The sequence below is a fragment of the Nostoc sp. DSM 114160 genome (assembly GCF_053470305.1).
Genome location: NZ_JBPFGO010000001.1, coordinates 1,757,219 through 1,776,513, shown reverse-complemented (window position 1 = coordinate 1,776,513; position 19,295 = coordinate 1,757,219). Strand labels below are relative to the sequence as shown.

The following is a 19,295-nucleotide window of genomic DNA, read 5'->3' as shown; positions in this document are numbered from 1 at the left end:
ATAATAATTAAGCTGCGATCGCTGTAGTTTTGCTCTGCTTACTATTGTTGATCCGCTCTTCTGCTAATCGTCTGGCAGCATCGTTAGTAGTAACTCCTTGCTCTTTGGCAATCTCAAAAATTGCTAATAGCGTGTCATAAATGTTATGCACTTGCTTGAAAGCTTTTTCTTCGTCATAACCAATCATTTCGTTGTAAACATTAATTAATCCTCCAGCATTGATTACATAATCAGGGCTGTAAAGTATCCCTTTCTTGGCAAGCATTTGACTATGTAATTGCTCATTATCCAATTGATTATTAGCTGCACCAGCAATAATCGAAGCTTGCAGAAAAGGAATTGTATGACTATTAAGAATTCCTCCCAAAGCACAAGGAGAAAATATATCTACATCAAGCGAGTAAATTTCCGATGGTTCTACAATAGTTGCGCCAAAAAGCCGTTTTACTTCTTCTGCTTTTGCTGGATCTACATCGCTAACAAAAAGCTGGACATCATGCTCATGTAAGTGACGACAGAGATTTTTACCGACATTTCCTAAGCCTTGAACTGCAACTTTCATCCCATCAAGTCTTTTGCTCTGCCAACGAGATTCTACAGCGGCTTTAATTCCGAGAAAAACTCCTAGTGATGTTATGGGAGCAGGCCCACCAGATTTTTCTGATACCCCAACAACATATTTTGTTTCTTGATTAATTGTTCGCACATCGTCAGGAGTAATATTGACATCTTGTCCGGTAATAAAACGCCCATTCAAACTATCAACAAAACGTCCATAAGCTCTCAACAGATCGTCTGTCTTATTTTCAGGATTAGCAATAATTACTGCTTTTCCTCCACCAGCCGGAATATTGGCACAAGCAGCTTTATAAGTCATTCCCCGACTCAGCCGAAGTGCATCTTTTAAAGCAGCTTCTTCGTTAATATAAGGCATGAGTCTTGTTGCTCCCATCGCTGGGCCCAAGCTAGTGTCATGGATAGCAATAATTGCCTTAATTTCCGGATTTTTACCATGACAAAAGAGAACTTGTTCGTGACCCATTTCTCTAACAGTTTCAAATAGCAGCATCTTGTCCTCTTGGTATTGGTTGGAATTGTTTAGAGAAAGTAATAAGCATTACAAAATGTAAATATATAGACACAAAACTACTCTCGGAACATTAAGATTAGATGAAGTAAAGGAAAAGACTTAAGGTTTAAAAAAAGAAGTTTAAGATTCCAGTTTTTTGAGTGTAGTTTCTGACTCAAATAAAGTTTTTGTCGCTTCTAAACTCATTCTTTTTCTTTTCCTGAATGAACTAATCCAAACTGCGTTGTAAGTTCTGCTTGATGCAGTGTTTTAGTGTCTATAACAATTGAATGAGATTGCATTTTAAAATCAAACCATTGGAAATGAAACCTGCTTGGCTGGATTTTTCGCGGCACTTGATTTAATTCCTTGTGCTGCCAAACTCTTATTACGTCCGCCAGAAGGTGCTGGGCGATCGGCGTCAATCACTACATCAATGAGAAAAGGAACATTTGATGCGATCGCTTGTTGTAATGCGGCTTCAATATCCGACTCTCTGACCACAACGATCGCTTCTGCTCCCATCCCACGAGCAATCATCGCAAAGTTTGTTGGTGGCATTGTTGCATCTGCGCCCTTTAATCCCAAGATTTTCATCCCTTGATGGCACATGTTGTAACGCGCATCGTTGAGTACAATCCAGATTGCCGGAATTTTGTATTTCACGGCTGTGCTGATTTCGTTATTCATCAGCATTGCTCCATCGCCGACAATTCCTACAGCCTTGCTTTTGCTTGCCAGTGCTGCACCCAATACTCCGGTGACGGCGTGACCCCATTGCGCCAACTCCGGTGCTGACTCGGTAACGATTGGCTTCGGCAAATTGCAGTAGATGAGTTGACCAAGTAAACGAGTTACCACACTCCGCCATGACTACGGCATCGCTATCTTCAACAACGATCTTTTGAATTGCTGCCATCAAGACTTCTGGCCGCACTGGATAATCTACCTCTGTAGCAGGTTCAATTGCTTTGTGTTCTGGACGAGGTAGCGACATTGTGGAATCAGAAGCATCCGGCAATTGCTGCAACAACTCTTTCACAAAAGCTTTGATCTCAGAGCGAACTCCGAAAGTTTCAACGTGGGGATAGGCTACACCTGGAACTTCTGGATCAATATCAACATGGACAAAACCTCCTTTTGGAACTAGCGCCGAACTCCAGAAAGAAGTCGGTTCGCCAAGACGGGTTCCTAATACGAGTGTGCGTAGTGGAGGTTGCTGTTCCATATAAGTTAAGACGGAAGCATGACCGCCTAAACCTGTAACACCCACAAACTGGGGATGATCTTCAGGGAAAATACCTTTACCACGGGGCGAACACATAACGGCTGCTCCGGTTTTTTCTGCGAGTTCAAGGATTTCTTCTGCTGCGTCACGCGCACCGAAACCAACCCAGATAGCAAAGGGGCCAGATGATAATAACTCTACAGATTTAGCGATCGCTTCTTTGGAAGCAGTCATCTCAAACGGAGTAATATCTAGCAGGGGTAAAGCTATATTCTCAACTAAACTTGTCTGCACACTGGTGGGAATGCTCAAATGGGCCACAAATCCCCCTGGTTGCGCCATCGCTAATGCAAGTTTACGAAAAATCTGCGGTAATTGAGCCGCAGATTCAATCGTAATCGCATAGTTAAATAACGCTCCTGGGGTAAAAATCCCTCCACTTGGCAATGTATAAGTGCTGGTTTCTTGAATAGCCCAACGTCCACGCTGCGGTGCGGAGGTGCAAGCCGACAACAAAATCACCTTTGCACCTTCACCACGAGCCGCAAATAATCCGGTGAGGGCGTTGGTGATCCCCGGCCCGGCTGTGGTAAAAACTACCGTGGGGCGATTATTCGCAAAGTAAGCTTCGGTAGCTGCAAATGCGGCTCCGGCTTCATGGCGGAAGTTCAACACCTCTATGCTGCTATTGGATAGCGCACCCCAAAGGCTGGCCATTGCACCACCTGCGACACCAAAAGCGTAGCTTACTCCCAAATTTTCCAACATTTGAGCGATCGCATCGGCAACTGAGAGTGTTGGAGCAATTTCATCGTTTAAAAAAGGCTGAATTCCCCCATTATTCTCCGATTCATCAAGCTGACGGGAGTCAGGCACAGATTCGACATATCTGTTTGCTGGAAGTTCCTTGTATGGCTCAGTGGTGATGAGAGGATTTGAACCAGTATAGTTTTGACTCATTGGTTTCAGGTAATTTTAGAAAGTTACACAAAGGCTTTTTAGTTTACAATCACAGCACTAGAAATATTTAATACAAACAACTCTGTTGTTTACTACAGCTATGACCTAGCTTGGAAGATAGTAGAAATGGTTGATTGCTGCTGATTGATGCTTGTGAGCGCAGTACCAAAAAATTTTGACCAAAAGCATACAACAATTGAGGCTGTGCTTCTTACGGTAAGAATAAAGGAGATGAAGACTGTGGTGCAATCAAAAATCTTTTGATGGGGGTGTCAAATTTTTCGCTTCTATGATGATGACTATAGTGCTTAAAATAGATTGGCAAAGAAAAACTAAGTTATATAAATGCGTATAAAGTAGCAACTAACCTTAATTTAACTACGTCTCATAATCTTTACAAAACTTTATATAAGTAGCTTTAATAACACAGATCTAATTAATCAACACCTAGTGAAATTTCTGTCCGCTACAATAAAAACCCAGTTTGCAATGAAAAATCTTTTGATGTATGTGTCAATTCTTTCGCTTGTTTTGTGATTGTAACATTTGCAACTTAGTCACTTCAAATACTGATATTCTGCGTAGGCATCACAGAAGCGGCACATTATCAAATTTGCAATAGGAAATCTTTTGATGTATGTGTCAATTCTTTTGCCTTATTACTTACACAACTTTTTCTCTGAATTTAAGCATGAGGCGATTTAGCGGTCTTTATATTGCCACCAAAAACTCTTTGAGTCAATTATTTGTAACGATAAAGACATTATTTTTTAATTTTTTATATTTCATTTGAGAGATGACAAAGCATTCGGGACATAAATATTTTTTGAAAATTGTTTTTGATGATACATAAATCAGCACTATATACTTAATATGCGGTTACAGACTTTATTTTTGACAAAAAATATACAATATAGTATGTAATTTATACGGTTATGTAAATACAAATGTACTTCTTACGACAGATGACTAAGCATATTCTTCTATAGTTAAATTCCTGAGAAGGTAAGTTAAGATAAATTAAGAAAATAAGTTAAGCGGTTGAAGTTTATTCTTTTAATCCAGACCTACTACTGCAAATTCATTGATGTTGAAAATCAAACGACTCTATACGAGTAGTTCGCCAAAGTTCTTGGTAAGGAAAAGCTTAAAGGAGAAAAATTCTGATTCTTTAACCTTTCCCCAGTGGAAACCCAGGAATTTTAGGTTGGTGAACTCTTGTAGAGGCGTAGCAGTGCTACATCTCTAGAAGGGTTATTAATTAAGCATAATTAATTTCACCAGATATTTACCAGATATCTATTAGTTAATTCTGATGCAGGACTAGTTTAGATTTAAAAAAATATCTTTTCTACTTATAGATTAAGAGTTTAAAACTCTTATCTAATAATATATATTGACTAATCTAGATTTTATTATCTGAATTCTGTGATTTTATAACAATTTGTTGCCATCAATAATATTTTCTAAAATCTTTAGTTTTTTTAGGGAAATTTGGTTTAATAATTCAGAGGTTACTGGTACAATAAGTTTTGTTAAGCTAGTTAATAATATTTTTTATAGATTAACTCATTTTATTTGTTAACAGCCGAACGGACAGTATACCAAAGATTTTAGGAAATTATGACTTTTAACTCCTTAATGGGCATAGTGCTAATTGATTACCAGGAGGAAGTAAGAATATGAATTCTGGCGAATATACATTAGCTAGATCGAACAATCAATGGGCATTACAACCAGAAATAGAGATGAAGTTTGCTCACTTTCTAATAAATCACGCTGTAGATGCTGCCTTCTGTTTAGGAGCAAACGCGCAGTTTCTTTACGTCAACGATGCCACTTGTCTGATGACTGAGTATTCCCGTGAGGAATTACTTTCTATGAGTCTGCATGATATAGATGTAGATTTTGCTCTGCACAATTGGTCAGATATTAGCTCACAGGGTTCCCTTACCTTTAAATCTCGCTATCGGACAAAAAAAGGTCGGATATTTCTGGTAGAAATATCGATGAACTATGTAAAACACCAAGATATGGAATTTGGCTGTGCCTTTGCTCGTGAAAAAACTGATGAAATAGTAGAATTGAGCGTGCAAAAGTGGACTGATGAATTAAGAGATGCTAAAGATAATTTGCAACAAGAATTTTTTCAACTCAAAGACAAAGAAGTAGAACTAGAAACATCTCTTTCTTTACTTCGTTCTACTCTTGAGTCTACTGCCATTGGGATTGTTGCAGTTAACTTTGAGGGAGATATTCTCAGCTTGAATGAGAAATTTGTGGAGATGTGGCAGATCCCCGAGTCCCTAATATTATCTAAGAAATGTCCTCGATGCAAAGCATTTTTTGAGAACCAACTTAAAGATCCACAAGCCTTTAGTCGGCTGATTTGGGAAGTGTCTAGCCAATCTGATTTCGAGAGCTACGACATTCTAGAGTTAAAAGATGGAAGAGTTTTTGCACACTATTCTAAACCTCAATTACTTGAGGGTAAAATTATTGGGAGAGTGTGGAGTATTTGGGATATTACTGAATCAAAACAGACTGAAGAAGCATTACGACTGAACGCAACTAGATTTCGGACTTTAGCCGAAACGACAGATGCCGGCACTTTTTTGATTCAAGGTACGCGGCTTTGCTATGTAAATCCGGCAGTAGAACAACTCACTGGCTATACAAAAGAAGAACTGCTAACGGGTTTCGATCTTCGGCAATTGATTAAGAGCAAAAAACGCAGGCAAGTACGTAACCCGGATGAAGCCGCTAACTTTGAATACCAGGAGATGAATATCTTAACAAAAAACGGCACGGAGCGCTGGCTAGCTTGTGCAGTTGCCAAGCTTGATGGAGGGCTAGATTTTGGAGGAAAACCAGTCGAACTGATTGCAGGTATCGATATTACCGATTACAAATATGCAGAATTAGGGCTTAATCAAGCTTTAGAACAAGCCAAACAACTTAGCGAACTTAGAGCGCGTTTTCTTGCTATGGTTTGCCATCAATTCCGAACTCCACTAAATATTGTTTCATTTTCTAATAGTTTACTTAAAGAAGAAGTAGACAAACGTACACAGAAGAAAATCCAACCATTACTCGATCACATTCAAAAAGCCACCGAACAATTGAGCCTGATGTTGGATGATATTTTGTTCTTCTCCAAAGCAGAATCAGCAAAATTAAACTTTGAACCAAAACCGCTTGAGTTAGTTCAGTTTTGTCAGGATTTAGTTGCACAAATGCAGATGATTGTTAGCCAACAAACAATCAATTTTGTCAGTCAAGAGAAAACTCTAACAGCTTATATAGATAAAAAATTGCTAGAGCCGATTTTGAAGAACTTGCTTGATAACGCCATTAAGTATTCTCCCTCGAATCCGGCAATTAATTTAGAACTATCTTGCCAAAATGAAAAAATAATTTTCCAAGTAAAAGATAGGGGGATCGGTATTTCAGTAGTAGATCGACAACGAATATTTGAGCCATTTTACCGTGGTAGTAATATCGATCATATACCTGGTACTGGACTAGGACTATCGATTCTTAAAACCCTTGTGGATTTACATCATGGTCAAGTTTCTGTAGAAAGTGAAGTTGATGTCGGCACTACGTTTACTGTAGTGCTGCCATTAATCAAATCAGAGTTGACCTGTTCCGAGTTATGAGTGTTGAAATGAAATAGTTGTTAATTAACTAACTTAACAAGCATAACTCTCGGAACAAGTCGATTTAGATACTCACCAAAGAGTCTAGAATTAGCTTTTGCAAAAATTGATTGAAGAGAAAGTTATGTACGAATCGTCAAAGAAAATTCTCGTCATTGAAGATGATAGCGTTACCCGCAATCTTTATTTAAAGGGTCTTGAGGCTAAAGGTTTTGATATGATAGGCGCTCAAAACGGTCGTGTTGGTATCCAACAAGCACAAAAGGATATACCCGACTTAGTTATTTGCGATATCACGATGCCTGATATGGATGGTTATAGCGTTTTAAATACACTACGCCAAGATCCTCTGACAGCAATTATTCCTTTCATTTTTCTGACTGGTAGTAGTACTAAAGCAGATGTTCGCAAAGCTATGGAATTGGGAGCAGATGATTATCTTACCAAACCCTCGACACTAGATGAATTGCTCAGAGCGATCGCTACTCGTTTGGAAAAGCAAGCTACTCTCCAATACTGGTGCAATATTCAATTCCATAAAACTGCAAAATCAGTATTTGCAGATCGTACTACAGCGATCGCTGCCGATGTTGCCGTAGCCTCTGATAAAGAAGTCAACATTCCTCCTAAGTCAATTTTTCCCAACATTCCGCAATTAAAAGAAGTTTTCGACTTTATCGAAGCCCATTATCATCAAGGAATTACTTTATGTGATGTGGCTGTTGCTGTTGGTTACTCATCGGCTTACTTAACTAACCGAGTAAAAGAGACAAGTGGAGAGACTGTAAACTGCTGGATTGTCAAACGCCGGATGGCGGAAGCTTGTTTTTTACTCCAAAATAATAATCACACAGTTGAAAAGATAGCGAAAGCATTAGGCTATCAAGATGTGTCTCATTTCTCCCGTCAGTTTCGCCAACATCACGGTTTACCTCCCCAAGCTTGGCGCAAAGAGCATCAACTTGTATCGCAAAAACAGGTGAAACTGTGGTGAAAGTAGATTTTATACAAATAGTTGTGTAAACTCATATATTAAATCCACCCTACCTTTACGTAACATGGCTGGATCTAATCTTTCAGTAGTATTACAAGTCATCAACACAACTAACCGTTGCTGCATCTGAATACCAGAGTCATCAATTACACTCTGATACAAAGTACCATCTAGCAAACTCAGAATGTGTTCGGTTTTGTTATTGTATTGCGCTACCTCCGAAGCACGATTTTGCGCTAAATTATCAGCTTCGTTAATAACAATACAAATACGCTCTATGTAAGTCGGTGGGACAAAATTAGCGATCGCATCATGATCTAAAATAAAAATTACATACCCTAAAGGTACAAGAATTTCTTTTGCTACTGCCTGTGTCCAGACTGTTTTACCAGTACCCGGTTGTCCATGTACAACAACCGCTAACTGGTTTTGATTTAAAATCGCTTGCTGTACAGAATCAGTAAAGTTTTGGATATCTGCGGGAAATGTCCGAATGGCAAATTGACTATGAACTTTGCCTACACGACTTTGATATCCACTCAGCATCACTGCTAAGTCGTAAGTTGCTTTGTTAATTAGTGGCGCGAGATTTTTTGCCATTAAAGTATATTGTCGTCGCCCGCGATCGTAGGCATCAATTTGCAACCAAATGTCATACTTAGACCAGTAAGCGTAAACAGTATTAATAACGTCTAAGCGTTCCCAGCTAACAAATTTATCTATCGGAAAGTAAAAATCTCTTTCTGAGTAATACTGGGTAATAATATCAGGATTACCCAATACACCTAAAACTCGCAGTACAGTAATTTCTTGCAGTCGATTCAAAACATAATCAATAGGAATACTACTACGACTGACAAATTGGACAATAGGTGTTTCCGTACTCAAAATATCTTTGTAACGATGATCTGGTGATTGAGGATCTGGTGTGATGTAATTCCAAAACTTTTCAACTTCGTAACGGGTATTATCAGATACAACACTTAATAAATTAGCCCACCAAGCATAATTATTTCGTCCTAAAACATCAGCAACATTACTCGCCAAATTCAAACTTTTTTGACTTAATTCGCGGGAGTCACTGTACAACAGTTGCCATAAAAATCCCCAGTCTAACTCTCGGTTAAGCGGTCGCCAACCGCAAGCAAGTAAGCTTTGCCGAGTATTATTTGTAGGAGTGCCTTCATTGCTTCTAAAATAGTCAAAATCCATATTTATCGGTTATGCAGCGTTAATTCAGTTATTTTGTGTTAAGTAGGAAGTTTTGAAAATTTTTTCTCGTAATCTTAACTAATTGCGTGCAAATGGTAATTTTATTTCCACTGTACTAGCGAGGAAGTCTTTTTAATTTAACTCATTACTATTGTAGCACACTGTATTACACAACAACTACTTGCGTCAACTTTTTTGACAAACCAATTGGTAAGTGAGTGTTTACTTTTAGCGATTGATTTATCTACACTACTTATCCATCTGTAGATGAGGACTTACAGCAGATTTAAAGTTGATGAAGTACACAAGCTAGTACCGCAAGTCAAAAGTCAAAAGTCAAAAGTATTGTGGAATAGGCTCTTTAGGAATTTTAAATGGTTGCTCTATTTACGCCGTGATGTACTAGTTTGAACGCACAAAGCTTGTTTTACTTCTGTTAGCGCAACTAAGCGTAGCCCATTCTAACGCCTTGGCGGAGCGTCTTTGGCTTTTTTCTTGAATAATTTCCTCAAATTCCGTTGGATGTCCTCTGGAATTGATTGCAGTGGGTGGTTTGGGTGGTGAGTTCATAATTCTGAGGAATAATTAAAAGATAAGGCAACAGTGGAGGCGATCGTGACTGTACAATTGCTAAGACGGAAATTCACAGTTGAGCAATATCATCAGATGGTTGAGTCGGGGATTCTCACAGAAGATGACCGAGTGGAACTGATTCGGGGAGAGATTATTGAGATGTCGCCGATTGGAACAAAACACGCTGCTTGTGTAAATCGACTTGTTAATTTGTTGGTGCAACTGTTGGGTAAACGCGTTATACTTGCTGCTCAAAATCCAATCGCGTTGAACAATAACTCAGAACCTCAGCCAGATGTGGCATTACTTAAACCCCGTGATGATTTCTACGCCACAGCACACCCCCAACCCCAGGATATTTTTTTACTAATTGAAGTGGCTGATTCGACTGTAATGTATGACCGGGAAGAGAAAATTCCTTTATATGCAGAAGCAAACAGCATTGAAGTTTGGTTAGTAGATATTAACGAGGAAATTGTGGAAGTTTATCAACAACCAACAGCCGCAGGATATGAGTTTATGCAAAAGTTCGCTAACGGTCAAACTTTATCAATTCAAACCTTCCCCGATGTGAATATTAGCGTCAATGAAATCTTTGGCAGATAACATTATTTCTCCCCTCATCCCTCTATCATGTTCTCAAGATGCAAAAAATGCACTGTACCTGAAGTATCTCCTGCCACAATTGTCGTGCGATCGGGTGCTACTGCACAGCAATTGATGGGATATTGCCTGTAAAAGTAGCAATGAGTTCTCCTGTTGCCGGATTCCAGACTTTCAGGGTGTTGTCATCAGATGCAGAAATCACCTGTATCAACAAGTAGAAACTCTATAGATGCTTGGACACTAAAGATAGCCATCTATGGTATAGAAATGTATAGAATCTTGTAAAGATATAAAATATAGTCGTTAAATGCACACATTTCTCGCTTCTTCCTCAATGCAGCGGTCTTTACCACCAAATCACTTTCAGCCCATGAAGATTGTCGCACTGGGGGACAGCTTAATTTATGGATTCGGCGACCCGGAAAAAGGAGGTTGGATTGAGCAGCTACGGCGATGGTGGATGTTGCCGGATAGTGCCGGTCACATTCTTTATAATTTAGGGGTAAGAGGCGATCGCACCCAACAAGTAGCCCAAAGACTGGAAGTTGAATTTCGCCATCGGGGTGAACTGCGAAATCGCGTTCCCGATTTGATTATTTTATCCGTAGGCGTGAATGACTCAGCCCGGTTGGCGCGTCCCGATGGTCGAAGTTACACAGATTTTACATTGTTTGAAAAGGAAATTGCGTCTCTGCTAGATTTAGCACAGCAACTTTGTCCTGTGTTATTTGTGGGCATGGTGCCAGTAGATGAAGCCAAAATGCCATTTTTAGATTGTTTTTACTATAATCATGCTGACCAGTACCGCTACAAAGAAGCAACTCGAATTGCTTGCAGCAAACGGCAGATTCCCTATTTGGATATTTTTGAGCAATGGATGGAACGCGGTGAAAGTTGGCGACTCAAACGCTTGAGTGAAGATGGACTCCATCCCAATACACTAGGTTATCAAGCTTTGTTAGAAGATGTAATCAATTGGGATGCCATACCTTCTCTACGAGACGCTACGCGAACAATGGACTTTGCCAATGCAGCTTACCATTCTCAATTTGATTATCACCTAAAACCATCCTAATAATATAGATGTGTTGGTGCTTTGGGGGTAGCAGATATTCTCATATTTGCCATCCTCTCAAAAAGCACCACAATCTTCCTAATTTTTTAATGAAGCGAGTCAAAATCTATTTATAAAAACTCTAATTTTTTTATATTACTCCTAACTCCTAACTTTTGTACAGACAAGGGTTAATCGCGTCTCTACTCCTGACTCCTAACTCCTAACTCAGCACTCTTATGACACCAACTTTATTTGGTCGCTGGCAAACTCGATTATTATTACTGGCAACTGTCGGCTTACTCGTATCTTTGCCATTTGCAATGGGTTGGATTGGCCCTGGTGCTAACTCGGTTTATTTTTGGATACTTGGTTATGTCGCCATCTTTGGCTTAGGTTGGGATGTACTTTATGACTATCTCCAAAAATCCCGTTGGGATAGAGATTGGCCCGCAGCTTATCAACTTTTAGCTGGTATATGGGAATTAATATTTATATTTTGTGGAGTTAAGCTATTTGGCTTCTTGCCAATACCTTTACCAAAAGAAGAACTTTCACCAGGAGCTTTTTTATTGCACTATAGCATCGTGTGGCTAGCAGTTTTTATTAGTTCTCAAAGTCTGATGCGAATTATCTTTCTTCGTTGGCGTTTTCGGGGCGGGGAGTGGTTGTAAAATTTAAAATCGAAACTAATTTAATCAAAAATTCTAGCAATTTTCAGGCAATTCAACCGTAGGGTAGAGACACACAAATGTACGTCCCTACAGTCGATTGTGTCTCAAATAGATAAAAAAGGCTATAAATCAATACGCTTGGGTTAGCGCTAAAAATCTTAAGTTGTGTAGGTTGGGTTTCGTTCCTCAACCCAACATTTTCATAGCTTTGTTGGGTTCCGCTTTGCTTCACCCAACCTACAATTTTTCTTCACTGAACTGTATTGGGATATAAATCAATACGCTTGGGTTAGCCCCAAAAACCTTAAACTACGTAGGTTGGGTTGATAAATGAAACCCAACATTTGCAGGACTTTGTTAGGTTGCGCTTTGCTTCACCCAACCTACAATTTTTCTTAACTGAATTGTATTGGAATATAAATCGCAAATTAACAAATCATAAAAAATCATATATGGCGGTTTTAGTTTGGATGCAATATCTTGTATTGACGTACAGTTTTGTACGTTCTAAGAACAAGATAACTTTGGAAACCAAAGCAACGCATTGCTTGTTGTATCTCATCAAATTACAAACAGCTATCTTATGTTTACAAAATTGGCATTTGTGCTGATGTAGTAATCATATATGAGTAAAACAGGACAAACTTTAGAGTCTGGAGAGATTCTTCAATGCAGAGACGCAAATTAAGGAAGTGCAATGTCAAATTTTGATTTGGTTATTCGGCTATTTCTACAACTCACAGTTATTTTAGCAACTTGTCGCATTGTCACGATTATAGGACGCCGCTATCTTGGTCAAACCGATGTTGTTTGCGAAATGATTGCAGGTGTAATGCTAGGGCCATCACTTCTAGGATTGATTGCACCAGATTTTCAGCAATGGCTATTTCCTAAGCTTCCCATCATCACTGCTGTCGGACTCAAGATACCCAATCCATCGATGTCAATTTTATATGCTATCAGTCAGATTGGGTTGGTAATTTATATGTTTTTGATTGGTTTAGATTTTAATACCAAACTCTTAAAACATCACATTAAAAGTGCAAGTTTGCTATCTGCGGCTGGGATTATCACTCCTTTTATTTTAGGAGCGATCGCATCTTTTTGGTTTTATCACAATGGCGATTTCTTTCAACCAAAAGTCATGCCTTGGTCAGCTGCTTTGTATCTGGGTGCATCGATGACAATTACGGCTTTTCCAATGTTAGCTCGTATTCTTTACGAACGTGGTCTGACACAAACTCGCTTCGGTACTTTGGCTTTAGGTGCAGCATCGGTAGATGATGCAGTTGCTTGGTGTTTGTTGGCGATTGTGCTTGCTAGCGTGAAAAATTCTCTAAGCATTGCCATATTAGCAATTGGTGGTGGCATTTGCTATGTGCTATTTGCGATTTTTCTCGGTCAACCTCTACTGAAAGCGTTCACACGCATGACAAAACGCGAAGGCGTGAACAGACAAACCCTGACTTTAATGTTGATAATTTTGATGTTTTGTGCATGGTTTACCGATGTTACAGGTATCTATGCAATATTTGGGGCTTTTGTGTTGGGAGCAGTGACACCACGCGGAGAATTCGCCCAACAAATTCGCCAATATACGGAGTTTTTAACTACTTCTTTTTTATTACCGATCTTTTTTGTTTTTTCTGGATTAAATACTCAAATTGGATTGGTAAACACACCTACTTTATGGGGAGTGACGCTATTAATTATTACGATCGCAATTCTTGGTAAAGGTGTTGCTTGTATGTTGGCTGCAAAGTTAGCGGGGGAAAATTGGCGCGAATCTGCAACTATCGGCGCTCTGATGAATGCTCGTGGTTTGATGGAGTTAATCATCCTCAATATTGGTCTAGAACAAGGTATAATTACCCCAACTTTATTCACTATAATGGTTATTATGGCGGTCATTACTACTCTAATGGCATCACCACTGATTGCCTTTTTATTGCACGGTACAAGCTATGAAAAATCTTCTACTTAAGCAAATTTAAATATTAGATTAATTAAGTATCTAGTACTTTACAAGCTAGCTTTGAGTGTTTTTAGTAAGCGCTTTAGTGCTGAGAAAATGAAGGACTAAAGTCCTGACTACGAACTTCCTTACCCATAACGACTGCAACGGCATCTTAACAATAATTAATATAACAAGGAAGCACAAATTACTCTTGGTTGTATCTAACAAGCTTGACATTTTCTAGTGTTTTAAAGAATTATCTTAGGAAAACCAGATAGTTAATTTTGAGGAAACCATGCACATAGTTATTCTCGTTCTGGTTGAGGTGCTGATTGTTATTGGGCTTTCACGGCTAGTAGGGCTAGCATTTCGTTCCATTAAGCAACCGCTAGTAATTGGTGAGATTGTCGCCGGAATTATGCTTGGCCCATCTTTATTAGGTTTAGTTGCTCCCCATCTAGCAGTTACCTTGTTTCCACCAGAAACTTTTCCTTTTCTCAATGTTTTGTCTCAGGTGGGACTAATATTTTTCATGTTTCTGATTGGGCTAGAACTCAATCCCAAATACCTCAGAGGGCAATTAGAAGTAGCAGTTTTAACTTCTCATGTCAGCATTTTGGTGCCGTTTTCTTTAGGAACATTACTAGCGGTGATACTTTATCCCCTAGTTTCCGATGCAAGTGTATCATTCACCGCCTTTGCTTTATTTTTGGGGGCGGCGATGTCGATTACTGCCTTTCCAGTGTTGGCGCGAATCATTACTGAAAACAATTTACAAGGAACGCGTTTAGGAACGTTGGCGTTAACTTGTGCAGCTGTGGATGATGTCACAGCTTGGTGTTTGTTGGCAGTAGCGATCGCAGTTGCGCGAACTGGTGACTTTGCTGATGCTGTACCGACAATTATCGCCAGCATAGTTTACATCGGCTTGATGTTGACAGCCGGTCGTTGGTTCCTGCAACGCCTTGCCAAACACTACCTCCGTGCGGGACGACTCAGCCAATTGCTGCTAGCTGGGATTTATATGGGTGTGGTTGCGTCGGCACTAATCACCGAACTAATTGGGATTCACTTAATTTTTGGTGCATTTTTGCTGGGAGCAGCCATGCCCAAAAATGAAGATTTAGTGCGAGAATTGGCAATAAAAACGGAAGATTTTGTCCTAATTTTCTTGCTACCAGTATTTTTTGCCTACAGTGGTTTAAAAACGCAGATTGGTTTGCTCAACCGTCCCGAATTGTGGCTTTTGTGTGCGTTGGTTTTAGCTGTCGCGATCGCAGGCAAATATGTTGGTACTTATGTAGCAGCGCGTGTCAGTGGCATTAGTAAACGAGAAGCCTCGGCACTCGGTTGGTTAATGAATACGCGCGGTTTAACCGAACTGATAGTGCTAAACATTGGTTTAGAGTTAGGGGTAATTTCCCCCTTAATATTTACCATGCTGGTAATTATGGCATTGGTAACTACCTTCATGACCTCGCCACTGCTGGAATGGACATATCCGAAAAAGCTGATCAGGCTAGATGTGGTGGAACCAGAGTTAGAAGCACAAACAGCTACCAGCGCTACTGATGCCGAAACTTATATTCGTCCCTACCGAATTTTGGTGCCTGTAGCGAATCCAAGTACTCAAAAAGGCTTGCTACAGTTGGCAGCAAATATCGCCATCAACTCCCAATATCCCGCTATTGTTAACCCTCTGAGTCTGATTGAATTTGAAGAAGATTATGCCTTTGAAAGTACGCCAGTAGAAGCAGACCGATTAATTGCCCAGCGCCGTCAGCAGCTAGAAGAATTGATTAATACGCTCGAACCAGTAGAAACACGCGCTCATGTGCATCCCATCATTCGCATATCTAGTAATGTTGCACGAGAAACTGCACAGATTGCCGCACTCAAACAAGTTGATTTAATTCTTGTAGGATGGCATCGCCCAGCTTTTAGTAGCAACCGCTTAGGTGGAAGAGTTGGCCAAATGCTCACTACTGCGCCAGTTGATGTTGCAGTGTTTGTGGATAGGGGAAGTGAGCAATTAGAAAGCTTGTTGGTGCCTTATTCAGCCAATATTCATGATGATTTAGCGCTAATAATAGCTTTGAGATTGCTAATCAATCGTGAGACTTGTGTGTTGCAGATATTACAGATAGTAGCAAATCACGCCAAGGAAGAATTGAATTACGAACTAAATACGATGATGGAACAATTGCCCGTCAGTGTACGCGATCGCATTGAAATCAAAATTGTTCAAGTTCCAGATCCAATCCAAGCTGTAGTCGAAGCCTCAAAAAATGTAGACCTAACAATTGCAGGTACTAGCCGCGCTTGGGGTATCGAGCGTCAAACCTTGGGAAGATATACAGATCAACTAGCCATTCAATGTTGCTCCTCCCTGCTAATTACCCGCCGTTACAGTCAAGTCACCGCTCATCTGGCTTCCATGCTTCCTGATGTTAGCAGTCAAGAGCCAACACTTAGGAGTTGAGAACATGAATCATTTCAACTTCAAATCTTTAGCTTTTTACGGAGTAACAATAATTTCAGTGCTACTGTTGTTTAAAACTGTCACTGTTTACGGAGAAAACAAACTCAAGGCTCCTCCGCCAGTTAACGGTCGCTATCGTCTAACCCTAGCGGATAATTTGCCTAACTGTGAAAAATCGGATACTCTGACGTTAAACATTGAGCAGTCAGGTATTTACTTAAATGCCTCTGTATTACCGGCAAACGCGAACGCCGACACTGACGAAAAGCACTCTCTGGCAGGCATCTTCAGAAATCAACAATTAAATTTATCTGGAAAAGTTGGTAAATCAATCCTTTGTAATATTCCTCGCCCCCAAAACGAGCCTCTAAACTCAGTCACAATTCAAATGCAACTTGTGGATAAAGGTAATATGACAGGTCAATTAACCGTAAATGGCATTCCACAAACTCTGAAATTTACTGCTGTGCCTCAAAAAGCTAATTGAATTGGGGAGTGGGTAAAAACGCGATTCATCACGTTTGTAGAGACGCGATTCATCGCGTCTTTGGGATTGTGAGCGCATTGTATGGGTTTTATGGAGCAAATAAAAAAATGGATCAGGGACTAAAGACTAAGCAATATTACCAATGGGACAAGCAGTTATTTAGCATCAGTATATTAAGTTTTTATGCAGCGATCGCCCTCGAAACTTTCACTACTGCTGCTACACCAGGGGCAAAGCTAAATAATTGGCGTTTTTCTCCCAAGACACAGCAACTCGAAATCAATCTCTCAGCAGGCACAACTCCTCGTTATTTCTACTTAGCACAACCCTCTCGGCTAGTTGTAGATTTACCGAATACTAAGTTGGGCAAAGTTACCATGCAACAAAATTATTCTGGAGCAATCAAAAGTATTCGCGTTTCTCAACTCAACGCAAACGATACACGCATTGTCCTAGATTTAGCAGCAGGGACTATTTTTAATCCCAAAAAAGTACAACTGCAACCCATTTCTCGAAAAAACTCCACTCGCTGGGTATTACGTCCGGTTATTTCTGGTAAAACTACTGCTGTCAAACCAGGAAAGTCTGCACCTTCAGCCAAGAAACAACCTCAAGCACTGCAAAAGCCGCCTAGTAATCTACCTGTAACTACTTATCCACAATCGCCCTCGCTCACAGTTACACCACCATCCAATGAACTGCCCTCAACAATTACTACTAACTCAGGGCAGCCTTTTGTCACCGTACCTGCTTTAAATTCAAATACATCCTCTCCCTCTCAACAGCCTGCTTCGATTCTTCCCCCTCCTTCTTTCCCAAATCAACCCGATAATTTAAATAACATTCCTCCTTTGGGAATATCAGAATTTCCAGTTCCAACAATCCCCAATGCTCCCGATCCCCCGATCATTGAGTTTGGTCAACCTTTACCCAAAACTAAGTCAATTGCCCCACCCACGAAGGGATGGGGCTTGTAACTAACCGATAGACTCGGCTGAAACATACGGTGCATTGACTGACACCTGCTCTTCCGTCCTTAACTGGGTAGAAGAGAGAATATAGTCAGAAATCTTGTAGATGGCAGATCAACTGGGATGCTAACAGTGCGCTTCATTAGACGTTTTCTAGGGGTTTATAGTACGCAACAACGATAGCCTCGTAAAGAGAATCTTCTTGCTTATAAACTTCAGTATCGACTAACTCCCAATCAGGGGTATCTGAATTTGAAGAGCAAGTTTTTTGATGATAGTTCCTTTATGAATTTAAGCTCCTTTACTGGCATCAACAGAATTAAATGTCATCGGCAATTCCCAAGCATCCATCATTACGGATGCTACCATCCTGCATGACTGTTCTACAGAAAATAGAACGTCCCAATCTGAACTCAAAATCATAAGTACTAGCTCCCAAGAGATTGGCATCAGTAAAATCGGCAGCACCAACAGCTTCTTCCAAGTCAACAGAGCGCAGGTTAGCATTTCGGAAACTGGTACCGAGCAAATCAGTACACCCCAAAATGGCTCCTTCAAGATTTGCTTTATCGAATCTAGCCCCATTCAAACGGGCTCTGTACATTCCAGCTCTTCGCAAATCAGCTTGGTCGAAAATAGCCCCTACAGCATCACATTCAAAGGAAACCCCTTGCAAATTACTTCTGTCCAATCTGGCTCCAGTAAGATTGGCTCCGGTGAAATCGGCTTGGCTCAGATTGGCATCAGTCAACTTGATAGCAATCAAATTAGCAAAACTCAAGTCAGCATTGGACAGGTTGATTCCTCTCAAATTAGCATTAACCAATACAATTTTCCTCAGACTGACTCCAGCAAAATCTCTCTCCCCAGCAGCATATCGCTGCAACAACTCCTCAACACTTATACTCATCTATCTTTGATTAAATTTATCCTTGAGGATTTGTACGCGTAGTGTCACAGTAGTAGTTATATTTGCTTACTCGTCTCTTGTGAAAGTATTTCATGAACGAGTAAGCTTTATCTACCTAGCACAAAATTTACATAATCCTTACATCTCATCCCCGTTTATGTACAGCGATCGCTCTTTGCGATGAACTTTATTGGCGATCGCTTCTATGAAACTCCATCAAAGACAAAAGCCACAAGCCATCTCAACACTTTTAAATAGCTTGTTAAAGCTGTAGTCCTTATTCCACATAGCTTAGAGCTTTTCTTAGTGCCATTCGGCTATGCCCTAATAAATAGACTTCTTGGCATTTGTAGGGAAAAGGGTAAGGGGGAAAGGGGAAAGGAATAATAAAAAACATGAGTCCCTTTAACCTTTCCCCTTTTCCCGCCTCTTGCAAAAATTACTTTTGCAAGAGGT

The 19,295-nt window shown here is 40.0% G+C and carries 12 protein-coding genes and 1 pseudogene; 9 read left to right on the top strand and 4 right to left on the bottom strand.

What is annotated here, in order from left to right; genetic code table 11:
- Positions 1–7 precede the first annotated feature (7 nt).
- Together scyB and scyA are read right to left on the bottom strand one after the other, a co-directional pair.
- Positions 8–1,069 carry a tryptophan dehydrogenase ScyB gene (gene scyB / locus NSTCB13_RS08175; RefSeq protein WP_448271919.1) on the bottom strand — a complete coding sequence of 354 codons (1,062 nt, stop codon included), beginning with the start codon at positions 1,067–1,069 and terminating at the stop codon, positions 8–10.
- Positions 1,070–1,378: 309 nt separating this feature from the next.
- Positions 1,379–3,257: pseudogene (gene scyA / locus NSTCB13_RS08170) on the bottom strand (scytonemin biosynthesis protein ScyA).
- A gap of 1,682 nt (positions 3,258–4,939) precedes the next feature.
- Here scyA and NSTCB13_RS08165 point away from each other — a divergent pair.
- Entirely contained in the window at positions 4,940–6,919 is a 1,980-nt protein-coding gene (locus NSTCB13_RS08165; protein ID WP_445629104.1) for a scytonemin biosynthesis sensor histidine kinase, read from the top strand.
- 124 nt (positions 6,920–7,043) lie between these two features.
- The gene (locus NSTCB13_RS08160; RefSeq protein WP_448271918.1) at positions 7,044–7,913 is read left to right on the top strand and encodes a response regulator transcription factor; all 870 of its coding nucleotides are present in this window, start codon (positions 7,044–7,046) and stop codon (positions 7,911–7,913) included.
- Positions 7,914–7,922: 9 nt separating this feature from the next.
- Here the strand turns inward: NSTCB13_RS08160 and NSTCB13_RS08155 are convergent, their stop codons facing one another.
- The gene (locus tag NSTCB13_RS08155; protein WP_448271917.1) at positions 7,923–9,125 is read right to left on the bottom strand and encodes an AAA family ATPase; all 1,203 of its coding nucleotides are present in this window, start codon (positions 9,123–9,125) and stop codon (positions 7,923–7,925) included.
- Positions 9,126–9,740: 615 nt separating this feature from the next.
- Between NSTCB13_RS08155 and NSTCB13_RS08150 the strand changes: the two genes are divergently transcribed.
- The 7 genes from NSTCB13_RS08150 to NSTCB13_RS08120 all read left to right on the top strand — a co-directional run bounded on the left by NSTCB13_RS08150 (position 9,741) and on the right by NSTCB13_RS08120 (position 17,935).
- On the top strand, positions 9,741–10,304 hold the full coding sequence (locus tag NSTCB13_RS08150) for a Uma2 family endonuclease (protein ID WP_448269238.1): 564 nt from the start codon (positions 9,741–9,743) through the stop codon (positions 10,302–10,304).
- Between the two features lie 307 nt (positions 10,305–10,611).
- A complete protein-coding gene (locus tag NSTCB13_RS08145) occupies positions 10,612–11,379 on the top strand; it encodes a GDSL-type esterase/lipase family protein (protein WP_448269237.1) in 768 nt (255 codons plus the stop codon).
- Between the two features lie 218 nt (positions 11,380–11,597).
- Positions 11,598–12,032, top strand: coding sequence for a hypothetical protein (locus NSTCB13_RS08140; RefSeq protein WP_448269236.1), 435 nt, complete (start codon positions 11,598–11,600; stop codon positions 12,030–12,032).
- A 697-nt stretch (positions 12,033–12,729) separates the two neighbouring features.
- A complete protein-coding gene (locus NSTCB13_RS08135; RefSeq protein WP_445629094.1) occupies positions 12,730–14,016 on the top strand; it encodes a cation:proton antiporter in 1,287 nt (428 codons plus the stop codon).
- Between the two features lie 268 nt (positions 14,017–14,284).
- Positions 14,285–16,471: a cation:proton antiporter gene (locus NSTCB13_RS08130; protein WP_448271916.1), complete on the top strand. Its 2,187-nt coding sequence runs from the start codon at positions 14,285–14,287 to the stop codon at positions 16,469–16,471.
- Positions 16,472–16,475: 4 nt separating this feature from the next.
- The gene (locus NSTCB13_RS08125; protein WP_448271915.1) at positions 16,476–16,958 is read left to right on the top strand and encodes a hypothetical protein; all 483 of its coding nucleotides are present in this window, start codon (positions 16,476–16,478) and stop codon (positions 16,956–16,958) included.
- A 107-nt stretch (positions 16,959–17,065) separates the two neighbouring features.
- A complete protein-coding gene (locus tag NSTCB13_RS08120; RefSeq protein ID WP_448271914.1) occupies positions 17,066–17,935 on the top strand; it encodes an AMIN domain-containing protein in 870 nt (289 codons plus the stop codon).
- A gap of 313 nt (positions 17,936–18,248) precedes the next feature.
- Here the strand turns inward: NSTCB13_RS08120 and NSTCB13_RS08115 are convergent, their stop codons facing one another.
- Positions 18,249–18,839, bottom strand: a complete 591-nt coding sequence (locus NSTCB13_RS08115) for a pentapeptide repeat-containing protein (RefSeq protein ID WP_448269230.1) — start codon at positions 18,837–18,839, stop codon at positions 18,249–18,251.
- Positions 18,840–19,295: the final 456 nt, after the last annotated feature.